At 63.8% G+C, this 13,412-nt stretch carries 13 protein-coding genes; 12 read left to right on the top strand and 1 reads right to left on the bottom strand.

Features of this window, described 5'->3' with window-relative positions:
• The first annotated feature begins 160 nt into the window (after window positions 1–160).
• The 11 genes from HDE72_RS21950 to HDE72_RS21900 all read left to right on the top strand — a co-directional run bounded on the left by HDE72_RS21950 (window position 161) and on the right by HDE72_RS21900 (window position 12,265).
• A complete protein-coding gene (locus tag HDE72_RS21950; RefSeq protein ID WP_311735271.1) occupies window positions 161–2,335 on the top strand; it encodes a sensor histidine kinase in 2,175 nt (724 codons plus the stop codon).
• 96 nt (window positions 2,336–2,431) lie between these two features.
• Window positions 2,432–4,621 (top strand): EAL domain-containing response regulator, encoded by a 2,190-nt coding sequence (locus HDE72_RS21945; protein WP_183745650.1) that lies wholly within the window; start codon window positions 2,432–2,434, stop codon window positions 4,619–4,621.
• Window positions 4,622–4,659: 38 nt separating this feature from the next.
• Window positions 4,660–6,417: a DUF885 domain-containing protein gene (locus HDE72_RS21940; RefSeq protein ID WP_183745647.1), complete on the top strand. Its 1,758-nt coding sequence runs from the start codon at window positions 4,660–4,662 to the stop codon at window positions 6,415–6,417.
• A 162-nt stretch (window positions 6,418–6,579) separates the two neighbouring features.
• On the top strand, window positions 6,580–7,452 hold the full coding sequence (locus tag HDE72_RS21935; RefSeq protein WP_183745644.1) for an urease accessory protein UreD: 873 nt from the start codon (window positions 6,580–6,582) through the stop codon (window positions 7,450–7,452).
• Between the two features lie 17 nt (window positions 7,453–7,469).
• Window positions 7,470–7,772: an urease subunit gamma gene (locus HDE72_RS21930; protein ID WP_183745641.1), complete on the top strand. Its 303-nt coding sequence runs from the start codon at window positions 7,470–7,472 to the stop codon at window positions 7,770–7,772.
• Window positions 7,773–7,819: 47 nt separating this feature from the next.
• A complete protein-coding gene (locus HDE72_RS21925; RefSeq protein ID WP_183745637.1) occupies window positions 7,820–8,149 on the top strand; it encodes an urease subunit beta in 330 nt (109 codons plus the stop codon).
• 1 nt (window position 8,150) lies between these two features.
• Window positions 8,151–9,851, top strand: coding sequence for an urease subunit alpha (ureC, locus tag HDE72_RS21920; protein ID WP_183745622.1), 1,701 nt, complete (start codon window positions 8,151–8,153; stop codon window positions 9,849–9,851).
• A 12-nt stretch (window positions 9,852–9,863) separates the two neighbouring features.
• Entirely contained in the window at window positions 9,864–10,373 is a 510-nt protein-coding gene (ureE, locus tag HDE72_RS21915) for an urease accessory protein UreE (RefSeq protein WP_183745619.1), read from the top strand.
• Window positions 10,373–11,053: an urease accessory protein UreF gene (locus HDE72_RS21910; protein ID WP_183745768.1), complete on the top strand. Its 681-nt coding sequence runs from the start codon at window positions 10,373–10,375 to the stop codon at window positions 11,051–11,053. The genes ureE and HDE72_RS21910 overlap by 1 nt, the downstream gene beginning before the upstream one ends.
• A 19-nt stretch (window positions 11,054–11,072) precedes the next feature.
• On the top strand, window positions 11,073–11,711 hold the full coding sequence (gene ureG, locus HDE72_RS21905; protein WP_183745616.1) for an urease accessory protein UreG: 639 nt from the start codon (window positions 11,073–11,075) through the stop codon (window positions 11,709–11,711).
• The gene (locus HDE72_RS21900; RefSeq protein WP_183745613.1) at window positions 11,708–12,265 is read left to right on the top strand and encodes a HupE/UreJ family protein; all 558 of its coding nucleotides are present in this window, start codon (window positions 11,708–11,710) and stop codon (window positions 12,263–12,265) included. The genes ureG and HDE72_RS21900 overlap by 4 nt, the downstream gene beginning before the upstream one ends.
• A 1-nt stretch (window position 12,266) precedes the next feature.
• Here HDE72_RS21900 and HDE72_RS21895 read toward each other — a convergent pair whose 3' ends face one another.
• Complete coding sequence (locus tag HDE72_RS21895; RefSeq protein ID WP_183745611.1) at window positions 12,267–12,875, bottom strand: 1-acyl-sn-glycerol-3-phosphate acyltransferase; 609 nt, start codon at window positions 12,873–12,875, stop codon at window positions 12,267–12,269.
• Between the two features lie 314 nt (window positions 12,876–13,189).
• Here HDE72_RS21895 and HDE72_RS21890 point away from each other — a divergent pair, with 314 nt between their 5' ends.
• Window positions 13,190–13,408, top strand: a complete 219-nt coding sequence (locus tag HDE72_RS21890; protein ID WP_183745608.1) for a hypothetical protein — start codon at window positions 13,190–13,192, stop codon at window positions 13,406–13,408.
• Window positions 13,409–13,412: the final 4 nt, after the last annotated feature.

Below are 13,412 nucleotides of genomic sequence, written 5' to 3'. Positions count from 1 at the left end.
GACTTGCCTATGCAATTGACATTATTATGTTGATAATTATCTGTGCCGCGCATGCCGCGTGACGGTGGAGCGGCTAACAGAGTGGCGACAGGCAAGGGACAGCATGGACATGGCGGCGGGAACGGATAGGCGGGGACGTAGCCTGGGGGGAGTGTCCATCGTGCTCGCTGTCAGCGTGGCGCTGACGTTTGTCGTCACGGTGCTGCTGCTGGTGTTTGCTGTGCTGTTTTACCAGTCCGAACGGGAACAGCGCTGGCAGCAGTTGTACCAGAGCCTGTCGGTGAGTGCCGACCAGCTGGCCGTGGCGATGGAACTGCCCTTGTGGAATCTGGACGACAGGCAGATGCAGGCGATCATGCGCAGCACCCTGGGCAACCGTGAACTGGTGGCCAGCGCGCTGACGCCGGCGCTAGTCAAGGAGGCCCTAGTCCTGCACCGCAATGCCGATGGCGGTTTTGACAGCGTGGCTGCGCCGCCCGATGATCCCGGCTTGCTGGTCGAGCGGCGCAGGGTGACGTTGGGCGGGCAGGTAATCGGCGGCGTGGCCGTGTATGCGTCGCCGGCCCTGCTGCATGCACAGCTGCGCCAGCGCGCGCTGGCCATCGCCGCCATGATCGTGGCGCTCGATGTGATCCTGGTGGCCAGCATCTGGCTGCTGATGTGGCGCTTGCTGCTCAAGCCATTGAAGGCTATCGGCCAGTATGCGGCCGGCGTCAAGGCGGGGCAGGGCGATGCGGCCGATATGCCGCCCAAGGCCTGGTTCCTGGGCGAGCTGCGCGCCCTGTACCGCTCCATCCGCGACATGGTGTCCCTGCTCGATAGCCGCTACCGCGCCTTGCAGCGCAGCGAAGAGCGCGTGCAGATGGCGACCGGCGCGGCCAGCATCGGCATCTGGGACTGGAACGTGATTGACGACGAGCTGGAATGGGACGAGCAGATGTACGCGCAGTTCAAGGCTGACCCGGCCAGCGGCATGCGGCCATCGGCGATCTGGCGCGCCACCATGGTGCCCGAAGATGTGGTGGCGACGGAAAAAGCCATCGCCGCGGCGCTGCTCTCCGGCCAGGCGTTCGCGCATGAATACCGCATCGTCTGGCCCGACGCCAGCATCCGCTACATCAGGATAGACGCCGTGATCTTCCGCGACGGCGCGGGCCACGCGATGCGCCTGGTGGGCTCGAATTACGACATCACGGCGCATCGCGAGGCGGAGCTGGAATTGCTGCGCCATCGCCATCATCTCGAAGAGCTGGTGGCCGAGCGCACGGGCGCGCTGTCGGTGGCCGTCAGCCAGGCGCAGGCGGCGAACCGCGCGAAGAGCACCTTCCTGGCCAATATGAGCCATGAATTGCGCACGCCGCTCCATTCCGTGATCGGCTTTTCAGGCCTGATGGCGGCCTCGCCCCATATGCAGGCCGATGAAAAACGCAAGCTCGAGATCATCCACCGTTCGGGCAGTCATCTGCTGACCCTGATTAACGAGATACTCGAGCTGTCCAAGGCCGAGGCGGGGCGGCTGTCGACGCAGGCCGAAGTGGCCGTGCTGGCGCCGCTGCTGCAGGAAGTGATGGACATGCTGGGCATGCGCGCCGAGCAGCAGGGACTGGCCCTGCGCCTCGATTGTGCCTGCGTGCCGCCGGCTGCATGGCTGGACGCCACCCGCTTGCGCCAGGTGCTGCTGAACCTGATGTCGAACGCCGTCAAGTTTGCCGGCAGCGGCACCATTACCTTGCGCGTGCGGGGGGAGCATCTGGCCGGCGATGCATGGCGCTTGCACTTTGCCGTCGCTGACACGGGCATCGGCGTCGCCGCCCGCGACCAGCAACGCATCTTCGAACCCTTCGTGCAAGCCGACAGCGCCGGACCGCAAGACGGCACGGGACTGGGCCTGGCCATTTCGCGCGAATTCGTGCAGTTGATGAAGGGCGAGCTGACCCTGGAGTCCACGCCGGGACAGGGCGCCACCTTCCGCTTCAGCATCCCGGTGCAGGCGGCCGAGGCGGCGGCGTCTGCGCCCGCCGCGATGCCAGGCTCCCCGGCGGCGGAAAGCCGTCAGCCGCTGCAGGCGCACGAGCTGGCCGTGTTGACGCCGGATCAACGCACGGCGCTGCTGATGGCCTTGCGCGAACTGAACCTGGACAGGGTGGCGCAGTTGCTGGAAACCCTGCCGCCACCGGCACAGCCACTGGTGGCGCCGCTGCAAGCGATGCTGGAGCAGCATCAATACCGCCAGTTGTGCACTTTGCTCGAGACGCAGGGAGTGTGGGATGCCAACATCGGATTGATGAAAAAGCTGCCTGAAGTGCAAGGGATGGATGGTGCTTTATTGCAATAAAGATTATGATGATAGTACGTAGTTCACTGTGAAGTACTGCCTTATCCGGCCGGCGGTCCGCCGTTGCACCCCATCCAAAGCGGAGAGAACTGCTACATGCATCGCGATTTTCCGGAAGCGAACACGAAGGGCGAAATACTGATCGTCGAAGACACGCCGGCGTCGCTGAAGCTGCTCGGCGATTTGCTGGGCGGCGCTGGCTATACGGTGCGGCAGGCGCCGGACGGCGAGCTGGCACTATGGACGGCCCAGGCGCGTCCGCCGGAACTGATACTGCTCGACGTGCGCATGCCCGGCCTCGATGGTTTTGAAGTGTGCCGGCGCCTGAAAGCATCGCCCGAACTGCGCCAGGTACCGGTGATCTTCCTGTCGGCCCAGCATGACACGGACGACAAGGTGCGCGGTTTTGCGCTGGGCGCCGTCGACTTCATTGCGAAACCGTTTCAGGCCGAGGAAATCCTGGCCCGCACCGATGCCCATGTGCGTCTGGGGCGGGCGCAAAAGCAGCTGGCGCAGGAGCGGGCCAGCCTGGAACAGCGCGTGCTGGAACGTACGGCGCAGTTGGCCCAGGAAGTGCAGATACGCCGCGCCAACGAGGAATTGCTGCGCCTGTCCGCACAAGTTTTCGACGCTACCCAGGACGCCATCCTGATCACCGATCCGGCCGGTCTGATCGTCGCTTCCAATCCCGCCTTCACGCGCATCACCGCTTATACGGCGCAGGAAGTGCTGGGCCTGGATATTCTGACGCTGCATGCCGACGACACGCAGTCCAGCGTGCTCGACGCCATGCGCCAGGGCTTGCGCGTCAGCGGCAGCTGGTCGGGCGAGGTGCAGACGCGGCGCAAGAGCGGCGACACCTATCCCTGTCTGCTCAGCGTATCGACGGTCTACGGTCCTGAAGCGGGGGGCGCCGTTATCAATTACGTGGGCGTCTTCCTCGATATCAGCGAGCGCAAGGCTGAACAGCACCTGATCGACTTTTTGTCTTATCACGATGCGCTGACGGGCCTGCCCAACCGCGCACTGATGGCCCGGCGCTTCAAGCAGGCGCGCGCGCAGGCTGAGCGCGATGGCCAGCAACTGGTGCTGCTGTGCCTGGACCTGGACCGCTTCAAGAACATCAACGATTCGCATGGCCAGGCCGTGGGCGACAAGGCCCTGCAGGTGGTGGCGCGTTTTCTCACGGGCTGCGTGCGTGATGGCGATACCGTGTCGCGCCAGGGCGGCGACGAATTCCAGATACTGCTGCAGGACGATGCGCTGCTGGGCCGCACGCTGTCCCTGGCGCAAACCATCCTGGCTGGCTTGCGTGGTGAACTCAGCGTCAATGGCGAGCGCCTGGCGCTCACCACCAGCATCGGCATCGCCATGTACCCGGCCGATGGCGACAGCCTTGACGACTTGCTGCGCCACGCCGACACGGCCCTGGTGCGTGCCAAGGAAACCGGGCGCGACCACTATGCCTTTTTTACGGAGCGCATGGGCAGCGATATCCGCGCCAGGCTGGCGATGCAGCAGCAGCTGCGCGGCGCCATCGCGCGCGACGAATTCGACGTGCATTACCAGCCGCAGATCTGCCTGCGCACAGGGGCCATGCTGGGGGCGGAAGCCTTGCTGCGCTGGGAAAATCCGGTGCTGGGCAAAGTGCCGCCCGGCCTGTTCATCGCGCTGGCCGAAGAGTATTGCCTGATCACCGCCATTGGCGAGTGGGTGCTGGAAAGCGTGTGCGCGCAAATCCGCAGCTGGCACGACGCGGGCCTGGGCCGCATCAAGGTGGCCGTCAACCTGTCGGGCAAGCAGTTTGCGCAAGACCATACGGTGCCGTTCGTCGAAGCGACCCTGCGCAAATACGGCATTCCGCCCGCCTGCCTGGGCATCGAGATCACGGAAAGCACGGTGATGGGCGACCCGGACAAGGCGGTGGCGGCCTTGACGCGCCTGAAGGATATCGGCGTGAGCATTTCGCTCGACGACTTTGGCACCGGCTACTCCAGCCTCGGTTATCTGAAGCGCTTTCCCATCGACGTGCTGAAGATCGACAAGTCGTTTGTGGACGACGTCACCACCAGCAGCAGCGACGCGGCCATCGCCCTTTCCGTCATCTCGCTGGCGCACAACCTGGATATGCGGGTGATCGCCGAAGGCGTGGAAACGCGGGCCCAGGTCGATTTCCTGGCGGCGCATGGCTGTGACGAAATGCAGGGCTATTACTTCAGCCGGCCCTTGGCGGCGCAAGCTTTCACGGCCCTGCTGCGCGAAAAAAGGCTGCTGGCCTTGGTCTGAACGGCTATGCTGGCTCTTTTTGACTCGACAGATAAACCGTGAAAAGACTCGCTCCTGCCTTGCTTCCTGCTTTGTTCTGCGCCTGCCTTCTGCTGGGCGGCGCCGCCACCGCTACTGCCGCACCTTCCGCCGCCGAAACGCAGTTCCGGCACATCTATACCACCGAATGGACATGGCGCCAGGCGCAGGATGGCGATGACAGCGCCGCGTTGCCGCGCGTGGACCCGGCCACCCAGGAAGCCCGGCGCGCCTACTGGGCCGATGTGCTGGCGCGGCTCGATGGACTCGACGTGGCCAGCCTGGACGAGGAAGAGGGCATCAACTACGCCGTCTATCACGCGCAGGTGGGCGCCTTGCTGGCCGAGCAGCGTTTCCGCGAATATGAAAAGCCGCTCAATGCCGATACCGCCTTCTGGAACGACCTGGCCTACATCGCCCGCAAGCCGCGCCGCACCGAGGCGCAATACCGCAGCTATATCGCGCAGCTGAACGATGTGCCGCGCTATTTCCACGAACAGATAGCCAATATGCGCGCCGGCCTGGCGCGCGGCTTTACGCCGCCGCAAGTGACCCTGGCTGGCCGCGAACAGGCTTTGGTCGCGGTGGCGCAGGCGCCGGATCCGCAAGCGACCTTGTTTTATCAGTCCCTGCGCCAGCTGCCGGCCGCCATGCCGGCGCAGCAGCAGGCGGCTTTACGGGCAGCGGCCACGCAGGCCATACGCGAGGCTGTCATGCCGGCCTACGCCGAACTGCTGGCCTTCATGCGCGACGTGTATATACCGGGTGCGAACCAGACCCTGGCGGCCGAGAGCCTGCCTGACGGTAAAGCCTATTACCAGTCGAAGATCACGGAATTTACCACCACCACCTTGAGCGCCGCGCAGATCCATGCCATCGGTTTGCAGGAAATGCGCAAGATCCGCGCCGAAATGCAATCGACCATCGCGCAAACGGGTTTCAAGGGCGACTTTGCCGCCTTTTTGCACTTCTTGCGCAGCGATCCGCAGTTTTATGCGCGCACGCCGGAAGAACTGCTGATGCGCTCGGCCTGGGTCGCCAAGAAGTTCGACGCCAGGGCGGCGCAGTATTTCGGCTACCTGCCGCGCCAGCGCTTCGCCATCATCCCCGTGCCGCCCGAGCAGGCGCCCCATTACACCTCGGCGCGTGGCGGCCCCGGTATTTATCTGGTGAACACCTACGATTTGCCATCGCGCCCCCTGTACAGCATGCCGGCCTTGACTTTGCACGAATCGGCGCCCGGCCACGCTTTCCAGATGCCGATCGCGCTGGAACAGCAAGGGCGGCCGGCCTTCCGCCGCGCCTATATTTCAGCCTATGGCGAAGGCTGGGCCCTGTATTGCGAACGCCTGGGCGCCGAGATGGGCATCTATGAAACCGCCTATGAAACCTTCGGCATGCTGAGCTACCAGGCCTGGCGCGCGGCGCGGCTGGTGGTCGATACGGGCATCCATGCGCAGGGCTGGACGCGCGCGCAGGCACAGGCTTATCTGCACGATAATACGGCGCTGTCGCCGCATGAAATCGAGACGGAAGTCGACCGCTATATCTCGTGGCCGGGCCAGGCCTTGTCTTACTACCTGGGCGAAATGAGCATACTCGAAGGCCGGCGCAAGGCTGAAGCGGCGCTGGGCGAGCGCTTCGATATCCGCGCCTTCCACGACACGGTGCTGGAACTGGGCTCGGTACCGCTGCCCGTGCTGGAACGCCGCATCGACCATTTCATCGCGGCCGGCGGCAAAGGGCCTTACCCTGACGCGGCGTTGGCTGCACCTTGATCGCCTGATTAAACCCATGGCGTGGCAAATGCACCAATGCAGTGCAGCTGCCACGCCACGGTGCAGCATTCTCACGGCCGCGCCGCTGATTTCCCGCCATCTCTCTCTGGCATACATCCTGCTTAATGAAGTCTGTTGCTTTGCCCTATAGCGATGGACTTTATGCCCGACTGCTCTACCGCCAGCCTTGCCGTACTGCCGCAGACCAGCGCCCACAGCGCCTGGCAGGCGCAGCTGAGCCTGGGCTTTGCGCTGCACGATGGCGTCAGCCGGCTGGTCGAGCGGCGACACAGCGGCCCCCTGCGCGTACAAAAAGCTTTATATCCGGAAGGCGGCACGGTCTGCCACGCCATCATCGTCCATCCACCGGGCGGCGTGGTGGGCGGCGACCAGCTGGCCGTGCAAGCGACCGTGGGCGAGGGCGCCCATGCTTTTCTCACGTCGCCCGGCGCGGCCAAGTGGTACCGCGCCAATGGCCATGTCTCGGGCCAGCACATTCTGCTGCGCGCCGGTGCGGGCGCGGCCATCGAGTGGCTGCCGCAAGAGGGCATCTTCTTTGACCAGGCTTGCGTGCGCTTGCGCCACGAGGTGGAACTGGCGCCGGACGCCTGCTATATCGGCTGCGACATCATCTGCCTGGGCCGCAGCGCCTCGGGCGAATCGTTCAACAGCGGCAGCATAGGCCAGCATACGCAGATACGCCGCGGCGGCAAGCTGCTGTGGTGGGAGCAGGGCGTGCTGGCGGCGGCCGGTCCCTTGATGGCCGGTCCGCTGGGCATGCACGGGCGCAGCGTATGCGCCACCCTGATCGCCGTCGGCGGCCCGGTGCCCAACAGCGTGATCGAAGCCTTGCGGGCCATCGTCGTGCCGGACGGCGCGCGCCTGGGCGTGACGCACATGAAAACAGTGGTAGTGGTGCGCCTGCTGGGGACCGATAGCGAGGCCGCGCGGTCGGCCATGCTGGCCGCCTGGCAGCTGCTGCGCCCGGCCATCCTGGGGCGCGTGGCCGTCGTGCCCCGTATCTGGAATACCTGACAAGAGAGAGACAAACTATGGATCTGAGTCCACGCGAAAAAGACAAGCTGTTGATTTTTACCGCAGCGCTGCTGGCCGAACGGCGCATGGCGCGCGGCTTGAAACTGAATTATCCCGAAGCGGTGGCTTTTATCAGCGCGGCCATCATGGAGGGCGCGCGCGATGGCAAGTCGGTGGCGCGGCTGATGTCGGATGGCGCGCAAATGCTGACGCGCGACGATGTCATGGACGGTGTTGCCGACATGATCCCCGATATCCAGGTCGAGGCCACCTTCCCCGATGGCAGCAAGCTGGTAACCGTGCACCAGCCAATACCGTAACGCACTGCGTTTTTCAGACCCGATAGAAGAAACAATAAGGAGCCAGCATGATCCCCGGTGAATATCAATTGGAAGAAGGCGAGATCGGTCTCAATATCGACCGTGCAACGGCCACGGTGGTGGTAGCCAACCGGGGTGACCGGCCAATACAGGTCGGTTCGCATTTCCACTTTTTTGAAGTCAATCCGGCGCTGTCCTTCGAGCGCTGGCGCGCCTATGGCATGCGCCTCAATATCGCCGCTGGCACCGCCGTGCGTTTCGAGCCAGGCCAGCAGCGTACGGTGGAACTGGTGGCGCTGGCCGGTGACCGCAAGGTATTCGGTTTCAATGGCCAGGTAATGGGCAAGCTGAAGGAAAAACCGGCCGGAAAGCCCTGAGATGGCCAGCATACCGCGCAGTGCTTATGCTGAAATGTTTGGCCCGACCACGGGCGACCGTATCCGCCTGGCCGATACGGAACTGTTCATCGAAATCGAGCATGATTACGCCATCTATGGCGAAGAAGTGAAATTTGGCGGCGGCAAGGTGATACGCGACGGCATGGGCCAGTCGCAGCGCTGCGCCGCCGAGGTAATGGACACCGTCATCACCAACGCCGTCATCCTCGACCACTGGGGCATCGTGAAAGCCGATATCGGCTTGAAGAATGGCCTCATTTTCGGCATCGGCAAGGCGGGCAACCCCGATATTCAACCCGGCGTGACCCTGGTCATCGGCGGCGCGACCGAAATCATCGCTGGCGAAGGCTTGATCGTCACGGCCGGCGGGGTCGATACGCACATCCATTTCATTTGCCCGCAGCAGATCGAGGAAGCCTTGATGAGCGGCGTGACCACCATGCTGGGCGGCGGCACCGGGCCGGCCACCGGCACGGCCGCCACCACCTGCACGCCGGGCCCCTGGCATCTGCACGCCATGCTGGCGGCGGCCGACGCCTTTCCGATGAACCTGGGCTTCATGGGCAAGGGCAATGTCAGCCTGCCCGAACCGCTGGAAGAGCAGGTGCGCGCGGGCGCCATCGGCTTGAAGCTGCACGAAGACTGGGGCAGCACGCCGGCCGCCATCGACAATTGTTTGTCGGTCGCCGATCGCATGGATATCCAGGTGGCGCTGCACAGCGACACGCTGAACGAGGGCGGCTTCCTGGAACACACGCTGGCCGCCTTCAAGGACCGCACCATCCACACCTTTCATACGGAAGGGGCGGGCGGCGGCCATGCGCCCGACATCATCGCGGCCGTGGGCCAATCGAATGTGCTGCCCTCGTCGACCAATCCGACCCGCCCGTTCACCGTCAATACGCTCGACGAGCACCTGGACATGCTGATGGTGTGCCACCACCTCGATCCGGCGATCGCCGAAGACGTGGCCTTTGCCGAATCGCGCATCCGCCGCGAAACCATCGCTGCTGAAGATATTTTGCACGATATCGGCGCCATTTCCATGATGTCGTCCGACTCGCAAGCCATGGGAAGAGTGGGCGAAGTGATACTGCGCACCTGGCAGACGGCGCACAAGATGAAGGTGCAGCGTGGTCCGCTGGCGCCCGACACGGCCCGCAGCGACAACTTCCGCGCCAAGCGCTATATCGCCAAATACACGATCAACCCGGCCATCACGCATGGTATTTCGCATGTGGTGGGGTCCATCGAGGCGGGCAAGATCGCCGACCTGGTGCTGTGGAAGCCGGCCTTTTTCGGCGTCAAGCCATCGATGATCTTAAAAGGCGGCATGATCGCCGCCGCGCAGATGGGCGACCCGAATGCGTCGATTCCCACGCCGCAGCCCGTGCACTACCGCATGATGTTCGGCGCCTTTGGCGGCGGCCTGAAAAAGTCGTTTACCTTTGTCTCGCAGGCCGCCTACGACCTCGATATCGGCCACCAGCTCAAGCTGAACAAGACCTTGATCCCGGTGCGCCAGATGCGCGGCTTGCGCAAGCACGACATGGTGCACAACGGCGCCACGCCGCATATGGAAGTGGACCCGGAAACCTATGCTGTGCGCGCTGATGGCCAGCTGCTGGTGTGCGAGGCGGCTGTCGTGCTGCCGATGGCGCAGCGCTATTTTCTATTTTAAGCAGGAGACACCATGCTGACACTGCATACCAAACTGGGGCCAGGCGATAGCCGCCCCATCGCCGCGCAACTGGTGCTGCCCTACGACCAGCGTGAAAAATGCCGCCTGCGCGCCACCCTGTCGACCGGCGAAGAGGCGGCCATTTTTACCGTGCGCGGCACGGTGCTGCGCGATGGCGACCTGATGACCGGGCCGGACGGGATCGTGGTGCAGATCGTGGCCGCGCCTGAACCGACTTATCTGGTGCGCTGTCCCGACGCCCACACTTTATTACGCTGCGCCTTTCACCTGGGGAACCGGCATACGCAGGCGCAGCTGGGCGATGGCTATCTGCGCATACGCCGCGATCCGGTATTGAAGGACATGCTGGAAGGTTTGCAGGCCACGGTCACCGGGGAAAGCGCCCCGTTCGAGCCGGAAGCGGGCGCCTACGGCGGCGGCCACGGCCACCACGACGGCCAGCATTTGCTGGCGCCCGTACCCTTGCGCCAGAAGATACACCGCCCTGGCGACGCGCCATGATGCAGGCCGCGGCCCTGCTGCATCTGCTGCAGTTCGCCAGCCCGGCCTTGCCGATCGGCGCCTACAGTTATTCGCAGGGCCTGGAAGCGGCGCTGGAAGAAGGGCTGGTGCGCGACGCGGCCACGGCGCGCAGCTGGATCGCCGGCCATTTGCTTGAAGTGGTGGCGCGCTGGGAAGCCCCCGTGTGCTGGCGCTTGATGCAGGCGTTTGAACAGCAGAATCTATCGGCCGTGCGGCTGTGGAGCGAACGTTTCATCGCCTCGCGCGACACGGCGGAGTTCCGCGCCGAGACTATCCAGATGGGTTATTCCCTGAGCAAGCTGCTGGCCGAGCTGGGCGTGGCCGATGGCGTGCTGCTCGATATGCTGCAGGGCGAGCCGGAAGTCGCTTTGCCGACGGCTTACGCCTGCGCCGTGGTGGCGCTGGCCATACCGCACGAAGAAGCGCTGCTGGCCATGCTGTTTGCCTGGGCTGAAAACCAGGTGCTGGTGTGCGTGAAATCGGTGCCGCTGGGGCAGGTGGCGGGCCAGCGTTTGCTGCTGTCGCTGCGCCCCGAGATTGAAGCGGCGGCGCTGATGGCGCGCACCCTGGTCGACGACGAGATCGGCAACTGGACGCCGGGCTTGTCGCTGCTGTCGATGCGGCACGAGCTGCAATACAGCCGCCTTTACCGTTCCTGACATTTGAAAGAGGCATGACATGACATCCATCACATCGAACCCACTGCGCGTGGGCATAGGCGGGCCGGTAGGCTCGGGCAAGACGGCCCTGTGCGAAATGCTGTGCAAGGGCATGCGCGAACGCTATGACATGGCCGTCATCACGAACGACATCTATACCCGGGAAGACATGGAAATCCTGCTGCGCGCCGGCGCCTTGCCGGCCGAGCGGCTGATGGGCGTGGAAACTGGCGGCTGCCCGCACACGGCGATCCGCGAAGACGCCTCGATCAACCTCGAAGCGATCGCCCGCATGCAGGCCGATTTTCCGAACCTTGATCTGATCCTGGTGGAGTCGGGCGGCGACAACCTGGCCGCCACTTTCAGTCCCGAATTGTCGGACCTGACGATCTATGTGATCGACGTGGCCGGCGGCGAAAAGATTCCGCGCAAGGGCGGGCCCGGCATCACGCGCTCCGACCTGCTGATCATCAACAAGACGGATCTGGCTCCCTATGTGGGCGCCAATCTGGACGTGATGGCGCACGACGCAAAACGCATGCGTGGCGAGCGGCCTTTTGTATTCACCAACCTGCGCAGCGGCGATGGCGTGCAGGCAGTGATCGATTTTATCCGCGAGCAGGGTTTGCTCGATCAACACAGCAAGGAGATGGCATGACCGTACGATTGAAACAACTGGGTGTGCTGGCGGCGCTGGCGCTGGTCAGCTTGCCGGCCATGGCCCACCCTGGCCACGACAACGGCACGGGATTTTTGGCCGGCTTCATCCATCCCTTCACGGGCATCGACCATTTGCTGGCCATGCTGGGCGTGGGCATCTGGGGCGCCCAGCAGCGCCGTGGCCTGGAGCAGCCTTTGACTTTCCTGGGCATGATGCTGATAGGCGCGCTGGCCGGCATGGCGGGACTGGGGTTGCCGGGCCTGGAAATGGGCATCGCCGCCACCGTGGCGCTGACGGGCCTGGCCATCGCCCTGGCCCTGAGCATGCCAGGCTGGCTGGCGATGGGCCTGGTGGGCGTGTTTGCGTTGGCGCACGGCAATGCGCATGGACAGGAATTGTCCGCCTTTCCCGCCACCTGCGGTTTCATGCTGGCCTCGGCCATTTTGCTCTTGAGCGGGCGGGTGATCGGCCAGGTGATGGCCGAACGTGTCGTGCGCGTGGCTGGTGCGGCCATTACGGCCGTGGGACTGGTGCTGATGGGGATGAACTGACTTAGTTGGGGCGCCTGTCTGACAGGATGATCGGGGCGGCGTTTTCCGGATGCAAGCCCTGATGGCCCGCATAGGCGGCGGCGATGGCGGCCATGTCGGCTTCCTTGTCGCCCGTCAGGTAGAGATGGTCGACCACGCCCAGTATCTTGTTCGGGTAATCGATGTAGACCAGCAGCAAGGGCACTCTGGCTTCCAGCGCCAGGTGATAAAAGCCGCTCTTCCAGCTGGGGCGGTAGCTGCGCGTCGCTTCGGGCGTGATCGCCAGCCAGTACCAGTCGGCCGCCAGCATGCGCTCGGCCTGGCGCTGTATCGTGCCGCAAGTAGTGCTGCGGTCGACCGGTTCGCCGCCCAGGTAGCGCAAGACTTTTCCTAATGGTCCGCGAAACAGCGAGTCCTTGGCCAGCCAGCGGAAGGGCAGGGCCAGCGCCCATTTGCCAAACAGGCCGACCATGAAATCCCAGTTCGAGGTATGCGGATAGACCACGGCGATGCCACGCGGACCGGGCAGGGGCCGGAAGCGCATGCGCCAGCCAAACAGCTGCAGCACGCGCATGGCGCTGCGCTGGTGCCAGGTCGGCAGGTCGCGCGGCTGTACAAATAAATCGTCCATGAATACCCTCTCGTGTGCTTGACGCTGTTTTATGCGATGGCGCCGCAAAAGTTATTCATGCGGCAAAAAATATGCGCAGGCATTCTATACGGGGCTGGCGGCGGCGACAAGTATTGCCATTGATGCCAGTTCTACCATCCATGCGGTATCGAGGGGAGGTTTATTGTTATTTTAGCGATGCTTTGCTGTTAGGCGGGCACTAATGATGACGGCTGCTGTCTTATTTGCATGCGGCTTGATTTGCATGGGCTAGTCACGGAACTCATTGCCGGGATCAAACCGCTGGTATGACTTTATCTGACAGGGGGCAATGCATGAAAAACAATACTCAATCCGGCAGCGGCAATGCCAGAACGGATCAGGCCATGGCCAATCTGGTAGAACGTGGCGTGGCGTTTCATCATACTTTGGGGCGGACGGTGGCGACCGCCTATCTGCGGGAAAACGCCGTGCCGGCAGACGTGATCTGCCGTGTATTCAGCAGCGCCCAGGCGCGCCGTCCTGCGCGGCCGGCACGGCGGCGATGGCGTTGATGGT

The sequence above is a fragment of the Janthinobacterium saanense genome (assembly GCF_014200675.1).
GTDB lineage: Bacteria > Pseudomonadota > Gammaproteobacteria > Burkholderiales > Burkholderiaceae_D > Janthinobacterium.
The sequence above is the reverse complement of the archived record's forward strand: the minus strand, read 5'-3'. Positions and strand labels throughout refer to the sequence as shown.